Genomic DNA, 17,770 nt, shown 5'->3' with positions numbered 1-17,770 from the left:
TTTCTTTATTTGCCGGGAGCGGCCAACTGAGAGACATCCGTAGTCTCGGCAGCAGCATCCTTATATTTACGAAGGATGGACACTTCTACCCGGCGGTTCTTGGCCCGCCCGGCAGCCGTAGCATTGCTGGCTATGGGATGATATTCGCCAGAGCCGGTCGGGCTGAACTTCGTCGGGTCCAGGTTGGGATTTAGCAGAAGGATCTTCATGAATTGAAGGGCCCGGGCTACACTGAGATCCCAGTTGGAGGAGTACATGCTGTTGGAGATCGGGATATTATCCGTATGTCCCTGTACCAGCACTTCATAATCGGGAAATTGCTGGAGCATGTTGGAGATCGACTTGGCCAACTGGCGGGATTCATCCTTCACTACAGCCTGTCCCGAAGCGAACAGGGCATTATCGCTAATCGTGATCATCAGCTGGGACTGATTCAGCTTCGTGCTAAGCAGATCGGTCATTCCATTGTTCTTGATGTACTGGTCGAACTGCTTCTTCAGCTTCTCCAGATCTTCCTGCTCCTTGGCACGGAGCTTGGACAGATCGGAGGTGCCGGTATTCTTGGCAATCACGCTGTTCATTTTATCCTGCTTGCCCTGGTCCAGCTGGGTGTTGGTCGGAGAATCCGACCGGTACTCCAGGACGCCGCCGCCGCCGCTGAGTGCTGAATTGAAGGCTTCAGCCATCTGCTGGAATTTCACGGCGTCCGTAGCGCTCATGGCATACATAACAAGGAACAGAGCAACGAGCAGGGTCATCAGATCGGAATAGGGAAGCAGCCAGGATTCATCGGCATGCTCTTCATGTTCCTCATGCCTAGTCTTTTTGCTCACTGGAAGCCCCCTCCTTCTCGCTCAGCTTGGCACGCTCGGACGGAGTCAGGAAGACGGACAGCTTCTGGTTAATGGCAATGGTAGATACCCCGGATTGAATGGAGAGCAGGCCCTCCACCATCATCAGGCGGACTTCAATCTCGCGTTTGGATATCCGCTTCAGCTTGTTCGCCATAGGGTGCCACATAACATAACCGGTGAATATCCCGAGCAGGGTTGCAATGAAGGCACCGGCAATCGCATGGGCCAGGACGTCCATGTTACTCATATCCCCCAAGGCGGCAATCAGCCCGATAACAGCACCGAGTACCCCCAGCGTAGGTGCGTACATCCCGGCCTGGGAGAAAATCAAGGCTCCGGCTTTATGTCTGTCTTCAGTGGCATGAATATCTTCCATTAATACATCACGGACGAACTCCTGATCGTTTCCGTCAATAATCATCCGCATGCCGTTTCGGAGGAAGTTATCTTCAATCTCATCGACATTGGACTCCAGGGCAAGCAGCCCTTCGCGGCGGGTAATGGAAGCCCATTCCATAAACATGGTAATCAGTTCGGGCTTGCCGACCATTTTTTTCTTCGTAAAAAGGATTTTCAACAGCTTAGGGAAATTCTTGACTTCCGACATCGGAAAGGCCATGAAGATGGAGGCAGCCGTGCCAAGAAAAATAATGACATAGGCAGCGGGGTTGTTCAAGCTTGCAAGCGGAGCATGCTTGAGTATCATCCCCCAGATTACTGCGATCAGACCAAAAACCAGGCCTAGAATTGTTGAGATTTCCATTTATGCACCTCGTCCATGAGAATTAAGAAGTGATCGACTAACCGCGTAATTCGTCCTTGAACCGCGGGAGAACACTCTGTTCGTAACCAAATCACGTATATTCTTCTTTATCGACATCATTCCCTTTTTTGTGAAGTGATTTTTTCGGCTATAATAGATAAGGTAGGTTATTATTCATCAGCGAAGAAAACGGAGTGATTGATGTGGGAGTTAAGCATGGCAGAGATTACGGTGAAATTCTGGTTGAACTGACAGGAGCCGTTGGACGGATTTCAGACGGGTACATTTTTTTTGAAATGGAGCCTGAAGAGTGGACGAATCTGCCGGAGGAATCAAGGCAGGAGGTCTGGGAGGCGCTTGCGGAAGACCTGTTCTACGCGCTGGGCAATGAGCCGGTCATTCAGGTGGGCAGCGGAGTTGTAATGTACGATAAAGAAACACACCGCATTAATATTCTGCTGGGCGATGAGGATTTGGCTTCGGTCGTTCTTGTATAAAGCAGGGGAAAATGCGGCAGCGGGTTTGTCCCGGGCATCCGGCCATGTTAAAATTGGAAGTGGAGTACTAATTGCCGGGATGTCAGAATACATTTAATCAAAAATCTTTGGCCTGGCACATCCCTTGGACTTTCAGAAGCTGAGGGATGTTTTATTTGAAGGAAAGAGCAGGCTCAAGAAACCGTTAACTTAGCAAGGGAGGAAACGAATTGCAATTAACTGAGGAACAACTGCAGGAGCAGATCGGCAAGCTTGAGGGCTGGAAGCTGGAGAGGGATAGGCTGGTGCGCAAATATATGTTCAGTGAATATATGAAGGGGATTGCTTTTGTAGATGAGGTAGCTACAATTTCGGAGGCCTTTGACCATCACCCGCATATCACTATTGATTATAAGACGGTAGTTCTGCGGCTGGCTGCAGATGTGGAGAAGCTTGATCTCCGCCAGGCGCATGAATTTAATGAGGCATTCGAGAAGACCCGCTAGAGGACAAGGCCCCTATGAAGACAACAGGAATATCTGAATAATAGAAATGCCCGTGCAAGGATCATTCGTTATCCTAGTCACGGGCATTATACATTTGGAATGAGGAGCATGGTGTTAGTACAGGATGCGGATTATTTCTTCTCCGCCAGCCATAGAGCTACATTGGCAATCTCTTCAGGGGCCAGCCTGTCTTTGAAGGAAGGCATCTGTCCGCGGCCCTTGGTGACTATGCTGTAAATCTGAGCTGCGTCATGCGAAGCGCCTTCCTGCTGCAGGCTGGGTCCCGCCCCGCCCTGAAGCTGGTCACCGTGGCAGGAGATACAATTGGCCTTCACTGTGGCTTCTGCGCCCGCAGCGTCCAGCACAACTTCCGGCATAGTCGGCTTGTTCTGTTCGGCTACCTCGGATTTACCGGGTAAGGTAAACATTAAGATTACTGCAAAGGCACAGGCGGCAAAAAACAAACCGCTCATGATCCATTTCTGCATCTGCATCCGTCCCTCCATGTAAGCTGCTGACTCCATTATAGCGGATGGTGAAGCGTTATCATAGTATGTGTGTCAAAAAAATGAACACAAATGATCCATTTTTTGCAAAACAATCTGTTTCCGGTGCTATTCCTCATAGACCATGCAATAAAAAGGCTTATTGCCGGTCGGAGTGCGGCGTTCATAGGTATCCGTTATAGTGAACCCGCATTTCTGGTAAGCGCGGATGGCGCGCTGGTTCCAGGTCAGCACCTCCAGGTCGATCTCACGCTCCGGGTAACGCGCCCGTGCTGCCTGAACAATAGCTTTCATGAACAGATGCCCCATGCCGTGACCGCACAGCTCGGGCCGCATTCCAACACCAAGCCGGACTACCCCCTCCATCGGAAAGAGCTGGGCGAAGCCGCACAGATCCCCCTGTCCGTTCACTACAGATACATATTGCTCACTTCGCAGCTGCGGGTCTCCGAACTCCACGCCCAGCGCCTGCATCTGCTCCCAGGACATCCAGCCGTAAATATTATACGGAGGCTTGTAGCTCCACTCACAGATCTCAGCGGCATGCTGCGGCTCCATAGGCACCACATAAAAGGTTAGCGGGGAGCTTATCATTAGGCGAGGCCTCCTTCCAGACGAAACGGTACCATCCTTTAAAGAGGCGGCAAAGCCGTTTCTGCTTGTTCTTAATATTAATTATATACAAAAACGGCTAGTTTCGACGCAAATTCCTTGCGGAAATGCAGAAACTTGACAAACGCCAATAATTATTTTCCGAAAGTTCAGAATCGGTGTTTTACAAATATAGAGGCGGGTAAGTAATTTTATAGACAAAAAAAAGCCCTTCTCCAAGATTTCGGCAAAAATCTCGGAAAAGAGCGTTTGGTTACAAAGGATTATTGTACATCATCATTGTCTTGGGAATCCGAAGCTACATTCTTGTAAGCATCTGTACTCATGATTCGTTTGGCGCCAACGTAACGGTTGACGTAATAGCTGTCACTCAGCGAACTGATGGTTACACCACGTGAGGAAGAGGCATGGGCGAATTCGCCGTCACCGACATAAACACCGACATGAGACACGCCTTTACCATTGGTATTAAAGAATACAAGATCGCCCGGTCTCATCTCGTCACGGGACACGGCAGTGCCCATCTGATACTGGGAGCCGGATTGATGGGGCAGGTTAATGCCGATCTTATCAAAAACATACATTGTAAATCCGGAGCAATCAAACCCGTTAGTTGATGTACCGCCGGACACGTATTTGGTTCCGATGGCTTTGTCAATCACTTTATCCATTTTGGAATCCGCGAAAGCGCTTCCTGCTCCGATGGTGAAGATAATGGACAAGCTTAGTACTGCGGCTGCTAGCTTCTTCTTCAAAAGTAAATACCCCTTCCAATGCCTACGAGGTTAGCTTAAGGGTTCGGTTGAAGGTCCCCTATGACCCCTCTTAGAATAGGAGGTCAATTCACCCAAAGTGGTTCCCCCGTTTCCCTAATTCATTAAGGAACTCGGCACGACTGTTGATTAGGATTAGCGGTTCATTCAATACATGACAAAACCTTTGTTAAAAGCGATTCAATAATTACAAAAATGTTACTAAAAGCTCACTGCGATAATTGTAACAAAGACTAATGCGCTTGGCAATCACTTATAACATATTAATGCATCTTTTTTGCTGTTTTTTAGAGTTATAGCCCTTTCAAAAGACTCATATCTATGCGCAGGGATTATTTTATATGATTTTTTCTTTGTTTTTGCAAGAAAATGCTGTTTCAAGGCTGTGGATTCGGGTAAAAGGTAGAATAAGGAAAAGGAAAAACCCGGAAATGATTACGGCAATAATCATCCCGGGCTCGTATAAGTTACATTTAGTTGTTAGAGGCGGAAATATTCGGGGTATGCTTCAAGGGTTCAATCGTAAGCGACAGCTTGGTAGGCTGTTGTGCTCATTACTCGTTTGGCGCCAACGTAACGGTTGGCCCAGTAGGACTGGCTCATCGAACTGATGGTTACACCACGTGAACTTGAGGACTGTGCGAACTTCCCGTTTCCAACATAAATACCGACATGGGACACTCCATTACCCAGGGTATTGAAGAACACGAGATCACCGGAACGCAGATTGCTCTTGGATACACTTGTTCCAACTTTGTACTGTGCTTTGGAGGTACGGGGCAAGGTAAGTCCGACATTTTTAAATACATACTTGGTAAATCCGGAACAGTCGAAGCCGCTGGTGGTTGTGCCCCCGGTTTTATACGATGTTCCAATGGTTTTTGAAATCACAGTATCCATTTTGGAATCTGCGAAGGCACTGCCTGCTCCGAGTGTGAATACCATCACAAGACCTAGTGCTGCTGCGGTGCATTTTTTCTTGAAATTCTGACTAATCAAAAGATGTACTCCTTCCAGGGCCTGCGAGGTTAGCTTAAGGATTCGGTAGAAGGTTCCCCTATGACCCCTCTAAAGCGAGATCAATTCACCCAAAATATGGTTCCCCCACTTCCCGGTGCAGGGAATTCGGCGTTTTGTGCACCAGAACAGTGACTTATCGGCATTGATTAAATTGCAATAGTTACGGAAGATTTTGCTTTAAATATTACAAGTTTGTTACTACTAGTACAGCCATCATTGTATCAGAGGATTTAGCCTTTTGCAAATGCTTTTGTCCTCCGGTTCAAGCAAAAAAGAGTCCTGCTCCCTGATAAGGGGCTGTGACTCTCTTTAGTATGCCGCTTCAGCAGCTTATTATTGCGGAAATGATTTACTGGACCAGAGGTGATACTGGGCAGCGATTCCCCACATATTGAACAGCGTGGAGGGCAGCGGAGCTGCCTGGCGGAGCATAAGTGCCGGCAATCCGGGATAGAACAGAGCAGAGGCGCTGCAGAGCAGAATTACGGCCAGGCTTCCCGCCCCCAGAATGACGGAAATACCGATCGAAGGCATCAGCACCTTCAGGCAGATTAGCAGCGAGGAGAACATGCCGGTACCTGCGGTATAGCCGAACTGCATATAGAGCAGAAGCTTGCGGACAAGGAAGAGATAGAGCAGCCAGCCCATTACATAAGGCACCAGCCTGAGCAGGAGCTGTACATCGAGAACGCCGCTGAGCAGATGACGGTACATACGCGGAAGCAGCCAATAGAGCGGCAGGAGGGTTAGCGCCCATTCAGCGAGGCTGAACATCAGCACCGGCAGCCCATATTTTCTCATTCCGGGAAAAAAGAACAGTCCCCGCGCTCCGTCGCGCTCCTGGTGAAGCTCGTGCAGCAGCCCTGCACGGATAAAGGGAGTCACCAGCAGCCTTAGCACTGTCAGCGCCAGCAGCATCCATAGCCAGTGCTGGACGGCAGGGTCGGTGTGCAGCGCGGTCTTCCCTTCGATATAATACAGCAGCCTGCCTATTCCGCTGCCGCCGGCATTTGCATCCGGGTAGCGGAGCAGGACAGGGACAACCGCGCTTTTAATGAATTTGTACAGGAAATATCCCCAGAACAGCCGGTAGATAAATAGCAGAATCAGTATATAGAACTGCTCTTTCATGCTGATCCAACCGCGGGCAATTGAACTTTTCACCATTCCTTCACCTCACCAGACAAGAGTTCCGAGCAGGGTTTCAAGCAGAGCAGATGCGCTAAGCGTCCAGCGGGAGAGTGTACGCGGCTCGAGCTCCGCCATTCTGAAATTATTTAGATGCCTGCTCTCCAGCAGAATGGAATGCCCCGGATCGATCTCTGCGGAGACCAGCGGCGCTTTATATGCTAACTCAAAGGAGGTTGCCTTACCCTCGCCATTCCAGTATTGCTGCACAGTGTACCCGTCTGCGAAGGTGAATTTAACGGGAACATCGGGGTACAGGCTGCCCTTATTGCTTACATCGACCACAGCGCTATAGCGGCTGCCCCCGCCATCGCTGTTGTCCGGTTTGACCGTGAGCCTGATATCATCAACTGCGAAGTCGGGTGCACCCCCGCTATAGACATACCGTTCAAAATAAGTCTGCCAGGATTGCTTGGTCACTTTCTCCACAACCTTCTGGAAGTCGGCGGTGGACGGATGCTGGAAGCGGTATTTGCGGGCATAAGCGGCGAGGATGGCATCCATATTCTTGGTCCCCGCGATCCGTTCGATATCCTTCAGCACCAGCTTGCCGCGAATGTACACATTGCGTGTGTAGGCATCATCACCAGTATATTTCCAGGTCTCCAGCTTAAGGGGCTGTGAGGAGGACACCAGGCTGGACTGCAGCGGGAGGCTAGAGACAACACCATATTCCTGTTCCATCAGCCGGTCTTCGGCATAAGAGGTAAAGCTCTCATCAAGCCAGGCTTCTTCGAATTCATTACTGGCCACCAGACCGTAGAAATACTGGTGCCCGATCTCGTGGATGATTGTGCGCTCCAGGGAAGTGCCTGGTGAAGTATCCGTGGCGCCGAAGGCGGTAATCAGGGTCGGATACTCCATTCCTCCGGCTCCGTTGCCGGACTCCGGCGGGACAACAATCGACAAGGTTGAGTAGGGATAAGGGCCGTACCACTTGCTGAATGCCGTCAGTGCAGCCTCAGCCGCCTGGAAGTAACGTTCCTGTAGATGCTTGTGCAGCGGGTCCAAATAGAGCTTAATCTTCACCCCGGGCACCTGCGGGGCGGAGAAAGCCTTCTCCGCAACCACGAAATCAGGCGATGCCGCCCAGGCGAAGTCGTGGACGTCATCTGCATAGAATTGATAGATCTTGCGCCCCTTTACAACCTTGGCGTCCCTCACCGGAAACCCGGTTGCGGCGACCTTATACTCGGGCGGGACAGAAATCGCTACATTGTAAATCCCAAAATCACTGTAGAACTCGGAGTTACCGTGGTATTGATGCAGGTTCCAGCCTTCTTCCTTGAGTCCTCTTCTGCCGGCAGGCTCGTAGACGCTAAGCTTCGGAAACCACTGGCCGGCCATCACGAAGTCGTCAGCGGTTCCCATCCGGGCGAAAATTTTGGGCAGCTTGACCTCAAATTTAAGCCTTACCGTCACGCTCTCACCGCCGTTCACCGGCTGCGGCAGATGGACCTTGAGCAGTGTTCTGTCATTGACATTGCCGTCGTCCGGCTGCACGTATTGTGTGCGCTGCATCAGCGAGACACCCTCGGAGGTCCGTAAATCTGTCAGCGTAATGCTCCCGTAACCTCCTGCAGGCATGGTGTCACCGCGAAGCGTACCTCCGGACTCCTTCATGAAGGTGGTGCTGGCGGATGCGAATGCATTGGGATACAGATGAAAGTAGAGCTCCTGAACCGGCTTTGCACCCGGGTGGGTCCAGGTAAGCGTCTCGGAGGCGACCAGGGTCTCCTTATCGGGCAGGAGCTCCACATCCAGGTGATATTCAACCACGCGCTGGCTTAAAGCTTCTGTCTCCGATGTGTAGATCGTATCGGAAAGATCGGACTGCACGGGCTGCTGCCGGGGGATAACGGCGGGGGACTTGGCCTCTTTTGGAACAGAGGCAGTCCATACGGCAGGGCTATGCCCTGACAGAAACCATATTCCGCCTCCAAGCAAGGTGAGGACAGCCAGTACTGCGAAGATGAGGGTATACCTTAATGAATGTGGCTTCATACTATGATTCCTCCCGTGACAAGCATCTACGGGATGTATATGTTTGCAATCGCCGCATTATTAGCTAAAATTAAATAATTAGTGAATGGAAAGGATGTGCACATGTGGATAACGTACAACCGGAGGGCAAAAAACAAATTGCCTTGAATATTGTGAACGCCAGAGCCAAGCATAAAGGCTTCGGTGCAGGCTCGATTGATCTGAACAATGTATCGCCTGTCATTATTGATCAGGGTATCGCTGTTATCGATATCGGTGCCATGCATGCCAAGAGCAAAGTGGAGAAGGGAATTAAATTCTCTATGAACCGGGAGGATGTTCCGGCGGGAAGACAGGTATGGGTCGTATGGGTCGCCGTTGACCGTACTCCGGAGGGGCAGTTCTACGGCGGAATTACCGCCTGTGAGATGTGGATTGACACCGAAGCGCGCCGCGGCTGGAAGATTCTTGCGGATCATGTCAATAAGCTGGACGCGGCCTTGAAGCGCAAGCTTATTCTGGATGGACTTGGAAGTACCGAGCGGGCAGCGCTGAAATCCCTGCTGATGGCTCATAATGAAGAGTGGTGGGCCGCTTCGCCTGAGGAGCTGAAGGCCGCACTGTCGGAATAGAACTTGCATTTGAACAAAAAATTAAGGCTTGGCCCCAGCGGGGCCAAGCCTTATCTGATGTCTAAGCAGGGATGAATGAATGAATAACGTTACTGCGGGTCTGTTCTGCCGGAAGTGTTCAGCTTGCGCTTGAGCTGGCTGACTCTGGCTTGACTGATGCCGAGAACCTCGGCAAGCTCCTTCTGGTTGGCATAAGGATGATCTTCGATCGCTTTCATAAGACGCAGACTCATTTCTTCGGTCTTGCTTCTCCGTCCCCCGCGGGCTGGCTCGGGATGCTCTTCTGCTGAACTTGGGGAGGCATGGATGGGTTCTGATCCGCGATCGGGGTCACTTAACTCCTTCAGACAGGTATTGCAAATGAACTGATCCTTATAGTAGGTCACATGATCAAGACTTCTGCAAAAGGTGCATTCTGTGGAGGTGTACTTTCGGAGGACAATGATATCCTCATCCAGTATAAAAAATTCGATAGGATCCCCAATGTCAATATTACGTGTCATGCGGATTTCTACGGGAACCACAATTCTTCCGAGACTGTCTAAGCTTCGGATCATGCCTGTATCTTTCATCCCATGTCCCTCATTTACATCATTATATTTTTTGTAGATATATATGATTATAGCAGTAATTGTAAGTTAAGAGAACGGGGGAAGCGTATACAAATAGGGGGATTTATTGTCATTTTATAGGAGTGTTTATCATTTTTTGGCGACTGAGAATGCGGAGATCAAAAATACAAGAAAAACCTCTCCGCCTGGGAAGTCCCAGGGGAGAGGCTGATTAGGGTTCTCTTATTAATACCCAATATACCACAGCCGAAACAGCAGTATAGGTCTTTAGAACAGCTTGTGGGGCTGTGCCTGCGGATCGTTGACCGAGACATAAGGATTGCCCCGCAGATAGAAGCGCCAGGGGAGCCCGGCATACTCTTCCGCATAAGGAATATTGATGCGCGGGGCCTGGACAATATCCAGGGACTCCGGGTCTTCCCCCTGCTCGATGCTCAGCGGGCCTTCCGGCAGATCGAATCTGGAATGGTTAAGACTCTTGTCAATCCGCAGCGCCCGGCACAGCTTGCCCGGCCCGCCGGAGAGGTCCGAGGGCTTCCTGACGGCAACTCCCCTGTATTCCTTCATAAGCTCGGCATCTCTCTCCGTAAGCGGCTCTACGGCCCGGATCAGAACGGCATGCGGCTCATCCAGGGCGGCAGTTACGACATTCAGGCAATGGTACATGCCGTAGATCAGGCATATATACACTGCACCTCCGGCGCTGAACATGACCTCCGTCCGGGCGGTCCGGCGGCTGCCATACGCATGGCTGCCTTTATCCTCGGCACCTCCGTAGCTCTCGGTCTCTACAATGCGGCAACGGATGTCCCCGTCTTCCGTGCGGCGGACCAGATGCTGGCCAAGAAGACGCGGCGCTGCTTCAACTGCCGCGAGCTTATAGAGCTCAGGCTGCAGCAGCTGTGGCGCTTCCGGCTCAAGGCCCGGGGAATGATTCGGCTTCATGAATGGGTGACACACCTTCCTGCGGCGGAGTTAGGCGGGCGTACGCCTCTGCCGGTCTCCCCATCGTAACGCAGGGCAGCGGGGGGCGGCAATCCCAGGTTAGTTCATCCACCAGCGCTTGATATTATTCCAAAGGGAATGCTCTTCCTTTACCGGGTCGGCAGAACCCGGAGGAGCGGTGCTGCCGGAAGTGCCGGGTTCACCGGAGCTATGCTGGTCACAATAACCGGTAGGCTCTGTGCCGCTGATGAAGGTCTCCAGCTTTTTCTCCGGACAGTCTGCTGTAGCCAGCATGCCGGACAGCGGATCGATATATACGCTGACTACGCCATCGGGAATGGGGAAAATCTTCGGCGGCACATTCTCCAGTGCTTTTTCCGTGAATCCGGCGAAGATAGGTGCTGCCCGTCTGCCGTCGGTGGTCGCAATATCACGGCCTTTATCGTATCCGACCCAGACGGCGGTTGAGAGCTCAGGCGTGAAGCCTACCATCCATCCGTCTGTATCTGTAGTGCCGGTCTTGCCGGCCACCGGACGCTTGATCATCGAGGCCACCCGGTTCCCGGTGCCTCCGCTCTCGAAGACCCCCTCCATCAGCCGGGTTAGTACGTAAGCCGCTGCCGGCTCAACCACGGGCTGACCCTCAGGCTGCGGAGCTTCATATAGAAGATGTCCGCCCGCATCGGTGATCTTCAGGACCGCAGTGACCGGCTGCTTCACTCCGCCACTGGCAATCACTGCGAAGGCTGAGGCCATCTCCAGCGGGCTGACAGGCGAGGTTCCTAGCGCCAGAGAAGGAACGCTCTGCAGCGGGCTGTTAATCCCCATGGCGGCCGCCATAGCGGCGACCTTATCAGCCCCGATCTTCATAATAGTATTCACTGCATAGATATTGTCGGACGCGGCAATGGCCTGCCGCATATTAATCTCTCCCAGATATTTATCCCCGAAATTCCGGGGCTGGTACGTCTTGCGGTTGTTATCATAATGGAACAGTGTCGGCTGACTGTTGAAGACGGATAAGCCTGTCATTTCTTTGGTCGACAGAGCTGCCAAATACATAATTGGCTTAAAGGAAGAGCCGGGCTGGCGCGTCTTCGCCAGCGCATGGTTGAAGGAGCTCGTCCGGTAATTCGTACCCCCGACCATAGCCTTCACATAGCCGGTGCGGGGATCAACAGAGACGAGGGCCGTCTCCAGATCGCTGCTGTGGTCCATGCCCTGATCCACCGCCGCTTCCGCAGCCTGCTGCATATCCGGGTCAAGTGTCGTATAGACATTTAGCCCGCCCCGGTCCAGCTCGTCACTGCTGATATGCAGGCTGTCGATCACAAGACTGCGTACATAATCGCGGAAATAGGGTGCAGCCACCGTGGTATCCTTTTGACCCTGCGGGCTTAGCTTCAGCTGCTCCTTAGCTGCCTCTTGTGCCTGCGATTCCGTAATATCCCCCGTATCGACCATAGCGGCCAGGATGATGCCTTGACGCTTCAAGGCGCTGTCCAGATGATTATACGGAGAATAATAGGTGGGTCCCTTGGGCACTCCGGCCAGGAGTGCACTCTCCGCCAGATCCAGATCTGCGGCAGCCTTGCCGAAGTACATCCGGGCCGCAGCCTCGATTCCATAAGCGCCGTGGCCATAGTAGATCTCATTTAAATACATATTCAGGATTTCATCCTTAGAGTATTTCATTTCCAGCTGCAGGGTATATAGCGCTTCCTTAGCCTTGCGGGTCCAGGTCTTCTCATGGGTCAGGTACAGATTGCGCGCGAGCTGCTGGGTTAAGGTACTGGCTCCTTGCGTGCGTCTGCCCGCCTCCAGATTGGCGAGTACCGCTCTCCCCATGCCTTTCAGATCAAAGCCGATATGATTATAGAATTTCCGGTCCTCCACAGCCAGCGTAGCCTTGATGAGCAGCGGGGAAATCCGGTTAAGCTCAACAGGCTCGCGGCTGCGGCCGTCTGTAGTGAAGGTGGTCATCACATTGCCCCTGGCGTCAAGCAGTCTGGAGCGGACATCATCCCCGAGCGGGGGGAGCGGCTTCTGATATAGGTATCCAAGCAGAGCGCCGGCGGCCAGCACGAACAGCAGGGCGGAGACAACCAGCAGCCGAAAGAGCAGGCGGAATCGGCGTTTGCGGACTTTGGGTGTGGCGGAATCGCGCGTCATGGTATCAGGCTCCTTCGAATTCAAGCAGTAACGCAGGCTGGCACCAAGAGGGCTGCCGCTGCTTGTATCCTCATTATGGGAAAGGATGAGAAGAGATATTCACCGTTGGCAGAGAAAGCGGATCTTGTCGAACCAGGCGGAGAACCGGGGAGCATGCGTCCTCTGCGCCATGTGTGATTTTGTGAACGGTTATGGTAAAATTTTAGATACTTATGAGATTGCATGTAACTATCATGCCCGGGAGGACTGCCGCCATGGCTTTTCGCGTATCTGCTGTACAATATCATCTGCACACCATCTCTTCCTTCGGGGAGTTTGCTGCCCAGTGTGAGCACTATATCAAGACGGCCGGAGAGTACGGCGCTGAATTTATCCTCTTCCCAGAATTTCTTACGACACAGCTGATGTCGATCGGAGGCGGGGACGGGGAAGCGCTGGGGATAGAGGATCTGCCGCAGTTCACCGACCGTTACCTGGAGATGTTCTCCGGGTACGCCAGGAAGTACGCCGTACATATTATTGGGGGGACCCATGTGCTGCGGCGCAGCGGCAAGCTATATAATGTAGCCCATCTTTTTTACCCGGACGGAAGAATTGCCGAGCAGGCCAAGCTGCATATTACCCCTGCCGAGGTAGAGGGCTGGAATATGGGGGCCGGTGAGGAGCTTCAGGTATTCCAGACAGACCATGGGACCATTGCCATGCTTACCTGCTATGATATTGAATTCCCTGAGATTGTGCGCATGGCCCGGGCCAAAGGCGCAGATGTGATCTTCTGCCCGTCCTGCACGGATGACCGTCACGGCTTTCACCGGGTACGATATACGAGCCACGCCCGGGCTATCGAGAATCAGGTCTACGTGGTGCTGACAGGGACCGTTGGCTCCTTGCCTACCGTTGATCTGATGCGGGCCAACTTCGGTCAGGCAGCGGTAATTACACCCAATGACATTCCGTTCCCTCCGCAGGGTCTGCTGGCCGAAGGAGAGATCAACAATGATATGATCATCACTGCCGATCTGGATCTGGAGCTGCTGTACCGCGTCCGGGAACACGGGTCTGTAACCACGTGGCGTGACCGCCGCACCGACCTGTACACCGACTGGACGTAAGGGGGAGACTAACGTATGTATTATAAGAAGTTCTACGCTCTGGACGGCAAGACGCCGGTGCCTGCGGTGATCCGTTCCTATACGGAAGCTGACTTCACTGAGCTGATTACGATTCAGTCCGAGGCGTTCCCGCCGCCTTATCCTGCGGAGCTGTGGTGGAACCGGGAGCAGCTGCTGAATCACGTGACGTTTTTTCCGGAAGGGGCCTTATGTGTAGAGGTGGACGGGGAACTGGCCGGATCGGTTACCGGATTCCTGATGAATTTCGACCCGGAGGCGCCGGCGCTTCATCATACGTGGTCAGAGGTTACGGCAGACGGATACCTCACTTCGCATCAGCCAGACGGGAATACGCTGTACATAGCGGATTTGTGTGTCCGTCCCAAATACCGCAAGCTGGGTCTGGGCAAGGAGCTGGTCCAGTCGTTATACCATGTGGTCGTGGAACTGAAGCTGGAGCGGCTGCTGGGAGCAGGCCGGATGCCGGGCTATCACAGGGTGGCCGGTCAGCTGACAGCGGAAGAGTATCTGGCCGGGGTCGTCGCCGGAAGCTGGTCTGATCCGGTGATTACTTTTCTGCTGCGGTGCGGCCGGTCTCCGGTTAGTGTGGTCGCGGGCTATCTGGAGGACGAGGAATCAGGGAATTACGCAGCGCTGATGGAATGGCGGAATCCTTTTAAATAAATGAATACAGCCTATCACCTGGAGGAGATCCCTTGATTATGGAATATAGAAGAATTACAGATATCACAGACCCGTTGTTCAGAGAGGTGCATCAGCTGCTGTCGGATGTATTTCCGCCTGAGGAAGTGCTGGAGTATAGCCTGTGGAAGGAGCCGCTTGCCGATCCGGGAATACGTGTGTTCGCTGCAGTGCATGAAGGGAAGGTTGTGGGTACTACCGAATACCGGTATTATGCCGACTGGAATGTGGCGATGACCGATTTCACCATCATTGGCCGTGAGGGGCTGGGCATTGGCCGTTTTCTGGCGCGTCAACGCTTGAAGGATCTGGAGAAGCTGGCGGCTGAGAATCATACGGAGCTGCTGGGGATGTTCGCTGAGATCTATGATCCGTATCGTGTGGGGTATGATTTTGGCGGAATTAAGCCGATGGACCCGTACGTCCGCCGTGAAGTTCTGTCGCATTTGGGCTATAAAAGAATAGATATTCCCTATGTCCACCCTTCCTGGCAGGGGGATGGCGAGGCGGTGTCCGGTCTGGACCTCTGCTTCATGCCCGGAGATGAGGAGCTGGAGAGCATCGCGGCACCGCTGGTGGCCGATTTCCTGACCCGTTATTACGCCGTGCTTGCGGACAAGCCGGAAGCCTGGACATCGATGATCAGCCGGCTTCGCGGCAGGGAGAGTGTGGCGTTATTGCCGCTGTGAGGGCAGGGGCAGATGAAAAAGCGATTGAATTGCCCTCCTGATCTGGATATAGTGTACAATGGGAAAGCGAATATGACCTCTATGATTACAAGTACGAATAAGCGGGGAACGTGTGATGACTGAAGGACCGCAAGGCAAATACGGCGTTTCGGTAACGCTGGAGAGTGTGCAGGGTACAGAGCGCAGTGTGGTTCATGCTGCAGGAGAGGCTATTGCCAAGGGGCAGTCGCTGTACATCATTTATGAAGAGCAGCAGACCGGACCCGAAGGCACAGCGGCCGTGGTACGCAACACGCTGAAGATTTCAGAGGGCAGAATCAAGCTGATCCGCCATGGCGCTGTCCAGTCGGAGCAGTCCTTTGAGCCGGGGCAACCGCTGCCCGGATTCTACCGCTCGCCTTATACACAGTTCAATCTCACCACAGACACGAAGACACTGGACATCAAGCGCGAAGGAAGATCGCTTGCCGTTTCATGGGAATATGATCTCTACGTATACGGGGAAATATCAGGACAGTTCGCTATAAGTTTGAATATACAGGAGGAACCACAATCATGACACAATCTTTAAATCCGCTCCAGCTTGCCCATGAACGGGTGAAGGAGGCCATCGCCGATGCGGTTGTAGCCGCAGGTCTGGTGTCCCGCGAAGAGCTGCCGGCCATTGTGCTGGAAGTGCCGAAGGACAAGGCCCATGGAGATATGGCTACGAACGCTGCGATGCAGCTGACCAAGATCGCTAAGCGTAATCCCCGGCAGATCGCCGAGGCTATTATCGAGCATCTGGATACCGGCCGTGCTTCTATTGAGAAGGCGGAGATTGCCGGACCGGGCTTCATTAACTTCACTTTGTCCAAAAGCTATCTCTACCCCGTGATCGCACTTGTGGCCGAGCAGGGTGAAGGTTATGGCCGTGTGAACATAGGCCAGGGCAAGCGTGTAGAAATGGAGTTCGTCAGCGCGAACCCAACCGGCAGCCTTCATCTGGGACATGCCCGCGGCGCGGCGGTCGGCGATGCCCTGTGCAACGTGCTGGATTATGCCGGCTACAACGTGACCCGCGAGTACTACATTAACGATGCCGGGAACCAGGTCGCCAATCTGTGCAAATCCATCGAGACCCGTTACCTGCAGGAACTCGGCCAGCCGGCCGAGATGCCGGAGGACGGTTATCATGGAGAGGATATCAAGGGCTTCGCCAAGGAGCTGGTGGCGGAGAAGGGCGATTCTCTGCTCGCTATGACACCGGGCGACCGGGCGGCATTCTTCCGTACCTACGGGCTTGCCAAGGAGCTCGACAAAATCAAACGCGACCTCAGCCGGTTCCGGGTCAACTTCGATATCTGGTTCAGTGAAACCTCCCTCTATGAGAACGGAGAAGTGCTGCGTTCGCTGGATGAGCTCCGCGAGCGCGGAGAAGTCTATGAGAAGGAAGGCGCCACCTGGCTTGCGACCACCAAATACGGCGATGATAAAGACCGCGTGCTGATCAAGAACGATGGCACGTATACGTACCTCACACCGGATATCGCCTATCACAGCGACAAATACGGCCGCGGCTACGACACGATGATCAACATCTGGGGAGCCGACCACCACGGCTATATTCCACGGATGAAGGCGGCGATGGCGGCGCTCGGGAATGATCCCGAGAAGCTCGTGGTGTTGATCGCCCAGATGGTCAGCCTGTTCCAGGACGGCGAGAAGGTCAAGATGTCCAAGCGTACCGGCAAGGCCGTGACGATGGAAGACCTGATGGAGGAAGTCGGAATCGACGCGATCCGTTACTTCTTCACTATGCGCAGCATGGATTCGCACCTGGACTTTGACATGGATCTGGCGATTTCGACATCCAATGAGAACCCCGTATTCTATGTACAGTACGCACATGCGCGGATTTGCAGCATATTCCGCCAAGCGGAGGAGCAAGGGATTGTAGTGCCGGATGCTGACAAGATTGATTACAGCAAGCTGACTGCCGCACATGAATATGATCTGCTCCGCAAAATCGGTGAGCTGCCTGCGGAGATCACCATTGCCGCCGAGGGCTATGCGCCGCACCGCCTGGTACGCTATGTATACGATCTGGCTTCGCTGTTCCACAGCTACTACAAGGCAGAGCGCGTAATTACTGAGGATGCCGCTCAGACGGTAGCCCGCCTTGCCCTGCTGGGCGCTGCACGGACGGCCATTGCCAACGTCCTGCGGCTGGTCGGTGTTACCGCACCGGACCGGATGTAACTCTACTTGGAAAGCGCCGCCCCT

At 53.0% G+C, this 17,770-nt stretch carries 19 protein-coding genes and 2 riboswitches; of the genes, 8 read left to right on the top strand and 11 right to left on the bottom strand.

Features of this window, described 5'->3' with window-relative positions; translation table 11 throughout:
- Positions 1-5: 5 nt before the first annotated feature.
- Both motB and motA read right to left on the bottom strand, forming a co-directional pair.
- Complete coding sequence (motB, locus tag NST04_RS03120) at positions 6-833, bottom strand: flagellar motor protein MotB (RefSeq protein WP_341183123.1); 828 nt, start codon at positions 831-833, stop codon at positions 6-8.
- Positions 817-1,617, bottom strand: a complete 801-nt coding sequence (motA, locus tag NST04_RS03115; RefSeq protein ID WP_036724422.1) for a flagellar motor stator protein MotA — start codon at positions 1,615-1,617, stop codon at positions 817-819. The genes motB and motA overlap by 17 nt, the downstream gene beginning before the upstream one ends.
- A 203-nt stretch (positions 1,618-1,820) precedes the next feature.
- Between motA and NST04_RS03110 the strand changes: the two genes are divergently transcribed.
- Positions 1,821-2,114 (top strand): hypothetical protein, encoded by a 294-nt coding sequence (locus tag NST04_RS03110; protein ID WP_341015392.1) that lies wholly within the window; start codon positions 1,821-1,823, stop codon positions 2,112-2,114.
- A 209-nt stretch (positions 2,115-2,323) separates the two neighbouring features.
- Complete coding sequence (locus NST04_RS03105) at positions 2,324-2,599, top strand: 4a-hydroxytetrahydrobiopterin dehydratase (protein WP_036724424.1); 276 nt, start codon at positions 2,324-2,326, stop codon at positions 2,597-2,599.
- A 131-nt stretch (positions 2,600-2,730) separates the two neighbouring features.
- On the opposite strand, the gene NST04_RS03100 is transcribed toward NST04_RS03105, so the two are convergent.
- The 6 genes from NST04_RS03100 to NST04_RS03075 all read right to left on the bottom strand — a co-directional run bounded on the left by NST04_RS03100 (position 2,731) and on the right by NST04_RS03075 (position 8,702).
- Positions 2,731-3,087: a c-type cytochrome gene (locus tag NST04_RS03100; RefSeq protein ID WP_209879520.1), complete on the bottom strand. Its 357-nt coding sequence runs from the start codon at positions 3,085-3,087 to the stop codon at positions 2,731-2,733.
- A gap of 126 nt (positions 3,088-3,213) precedes the next feature.
- The gene (locus tag NST04_RS03095) at positions 3,214-3,699 is read right to left on the bottom strand and encodes a GNAT family N-acetyltransferase (protein ID WP_036698915.1); all 486 of its coding nucleotides are present in this window, start codon (positions 3,697-3,699) and stop codon (positions 3,214-3,216) included.
- Positions 3,700-3,980: 281 nt separating this feature from the next.
- Complete coding sequence (locus tag NST04_RS03090; RefSeq protein WP_341183122.1) at positions 3,981-4,472, bottom strand: C40 family peptidase; 492 nt, start codon at positions 4,470-4,472, stop codon at positions 3,981-3,983.
- A gap of 4 nt (positions 4,473-4,476) precedes the next feature.
- Positions 4,477-4,619, bottom strand: a riboswitch (cyclic di-AMP (ydaO/yuaA leader).
- A gap of 387 nt (positions 4,620-5,006) precedes the next feature.
- A complete protein-coding gene (locus NST04_RS03085) occupies positions 5,007-5,435 on the bottom strand; it encodes a C40 family peptidase (RefSeq protein ID WP_340946785.1) in 429 nt (142 codons plus the stop codon).
- Between the two features lie 57 nt (positions 5,436-5,492).
- A riboswitch (cyclic di-AMP (ydaO/yuaA leader) is annotated at positions 5,493-5,631 on the bottom strand.
- A 212-nt stretch (positions 5,632-5,843) separates the two neighbouring features.
- Positions 5,844-6,677 (bottom strand): hypothetical protein, encoded by an 834-nt coding sequence (locus tag NST04_RS03080; protein WP_341183121.1) that lies wholly within the window; start codon positions 6,675-6,677, stop codon positions 5,844-5,846.
- Between the two features lie 9 nt (positions 6,678-6,686).
- Positions 6,687-8,702, bottom strand: a complete 2,016-nt coding sequence (locus NST04_RS03075; RefSeq protein ID WP_341183120.1) for a M1 family aminopeptidase — start codon at positions 8,700-8,702, stop codon at positions 6,687-6,689.
- 104 nt (positions 8,703-8,806) lie between these two features.
- On the opposite strand from NST04_RS03075, the gene NST04_RS03070 reads away from it, so the two are divergent.
- The gene (locus tag NST04_RS03070; protein ID WP_340945686.1) at positions 8,807-9,313 is read left to right on the top strand and encodes a YwhD family protein; all 507 of its coding nucleotides are present in this window, start codon (positions 8,807-8,809) and stop codon (positions 9,311-9,313) included.
- Positions 9,314-9,402: 89 nt separating this feature from the next.
- Here NST04_RS03070 and NST04_RS03065 read toward each other — a convergent pair whose 3' ends face one another.
- From NST04_RS03065 to NST04_RS03055, 3 genes are all read right to left on the bottom strand, one after another.
- Complete coding sequence (locus NST04_RS03065; protein WP_340750394.1) at positions 9,403-9,885, bottom strand: AbrB/MazE/SpoVT family DNA-binding domain-containing protein; 483 nt, start codon at positions 9,883-9,885, stop codon at positions 9,403-9,405.
- Positions 9,886-10,152: 267 nt separating this feature from the next.
- A complete protein-coding gene (locus NST04_RS03060; protein WP_341183119.1) occupies positions 10,153-10,830 on the bottom strand; it encodes a DNA-3-methyladenine glycosylase in 678 nt (225 codons plus the stop codon).
- A 99-nt stretch (positions 10,831-10,929) separates the two neighbouring features.
- Complete coding sequence (locus NST04_RS03055) at positions 10,930-13,002, bottom strand: transglycosylase domain-containing protein (protein ID WP_341183118.1); 2,073 nt, start codon at positions 13,000-13,002, stop codon at positions 10,930-10,932.
- A gap of 254 nt (positions 13,003-13,256) precedes the next feature.
- On the opposite strand from NST04_RS03055, the gene NST04_RS03050 reads away from it, so the two are divergent.
- From NST04_RS03050 to argS, 5 genes are all read left to right on the top strand, one after another.
- A complete protein-coding gene (locus NST04_RS03050) occupies positions 13,257-14,114 on the top strand; it encodes a carbon-nitrogen hydrolase family protein (RefSeq protein ID WP_341183117.1) in 858 nt (285 codons plus the stop codon).
- 15 nt (positions 14,115-14,129) lie between these two features.
- Positions 14,130-14,798 (top strand): GNAT family N-acetyltransferase, encoded by a 669-nt coding sequence (locus NST04_RS03045; RefSeq protein ID WP_341183116.1) that lies wholly within the window; start codon positions 14,130-14,132, stop codon positions 14,796-14,798.
- 38 nt (positions 14,799-14,836) lie between these two features.
- Positions 14,837-15,505: a GNAT family N-acetyltransferase gene (locus NST04_RS03040; RefSeq protein WP_341183115.1), complete on the top strand. Its 669-nt coding sequence runs from the start codon at positions 14,837-14,839 to the stop codon at positions 15,503-15,505.
- A 115-nt stretch (positions 15,506-15,620) separates the two neighbouring features.
- Positions 15,621-16,064: a DUF1934 domain-containing protein gene (locus tag NST04_RS03035; protein WP_341183114.1), complete on the top strand. Its 444-nt coding sequence runs from the start codon at positions 15,621-15,623 to the stop codon at positions 16,062-16,064.
- Entirely contained in the window at positions 16,061-17,746 is a 1,686-nt protein-coding gene (gene argS, locus NST04_RS03030) for an arginine--tRNA ligase (RefSeq protein ID WP_341183113.1), read from the top strand. Before NST04_RS03035 ends, argS begins: the two co-directional genes overlap by 4 nt.
- Positions 17,747-17,770 lie beyond the last annotated feature (24 nt).

The organism is Paenibacillus sp. FSL H7-0756, from assembly GCF_038006765.1.
In the GTDB taxonomy this organism is placed as follows: Bacteria; Bacillota; Bacilli; order Paenibacillales; family Paenibacillaceae; genus Paenibacillus_AQ.
The sequence above is the reverse complement of the archived record's forward strand: the minus strand, read 5'-3'. Positions and strand labels throughout refer to the sequence as shown.

Bases quoted from the DNA above. Each gene is read 5' to 3' on its own strand.
- NST04_RS03095 (WP_036698915.1), bottom strand. From the start codon at position 3,699: ATGATAAGCTCCCCGCTAACCTTTTATGTGGTGCCTATGGAGCCGCAG.
- NST04_RS03045 (WP_341183116.1), top strand. From the start codon at position 14,130: ATGTATTATAAGAAGTTCTACGCTCTGGACGGCAAGACGCCGGTGCCT.
- NST04_RS03065 (WP_340750394.1), bottom strand. From the start codon at position 9,885: ATGAAAGATACAGGCATGATCCGAAGCTTAGACAGTCTCGGAAGAATT.
- NST04_RS03055 (WP_341183118.1), bottom strand. From the start codon at position 13,002: ATGACGCGCGATTCCGCCACACCCAAAGTCCGCAAACGCCGATTCCGC.
- NST04_RS03050 (WP_341183117.1), top strand. From the start codon at position 13,257: ATGGCTTTTCGCGTATCTGCTGTACAATATCATCTGCACACCATCTCT.
- NST04_RS03075 (WP_341183120.1), bottom strand. From the start codon at position 8,702: ATGAAGCCACATTCATTAAGGTATACCCTCATCTTCGCAGTACTGGCT.
- NST04_RS03035 (WP_341183114.1), top strand. From the start codon at position 15,621: ATGACTGAAGGACCGCAAGGCAAATACGGCGTTTCGGTAACGCTGGAG.
- argS (WP_341183113.1), top strand. From the start codon at position 16,061: ATGACACAATCTTTAAATCCGCTCCAGCTTGCCCATGAACGGGTGAAG.
- NST04_RS03040 (WP_341183115.1), top strand. From the start codon at position 14,837: ATGGAATATAGAAGAATTACAGATATCACAGACCCGTTGTTCAGAGAG.
- NST04_RS03060 (WP_341183119.1), bottom strand. From the start codon at position 10,830: ATGAAGCCGAATCATTCCCCGGGCCTTGAGCCGGAAGCGCCACAGCTG.
- NST04_RS03100 (WP_209879520.1), bottom strand. From the start codon at position 3,087: ATGCAGAAATGGATCATGAGCGGTTTGTTTTTTGCCGCCTGTGCCTTT.
- motA (WP_036724422.1), bottom strand. From the start codon at position 1,617: ATGGAAATCTCAACAATTCTAGGCCTGGTTTTTGGTCTGATCGCAGTA.
- NST04_RS03080 (WP_341183121.1), bottom strand. From the start codon at position 6,677: ATGGTGAAAAGTTCAATTGCCCGCGGTTGGATCAGCATGAAAGAGCAG.
- NST04_RS03085 (WP_340946785.1), bottom strand. From the start codon at position 5,435: ATGGTATTCACACTCGGAGCAGGCAGTGCCTTCGCAGATTCCAAAATG.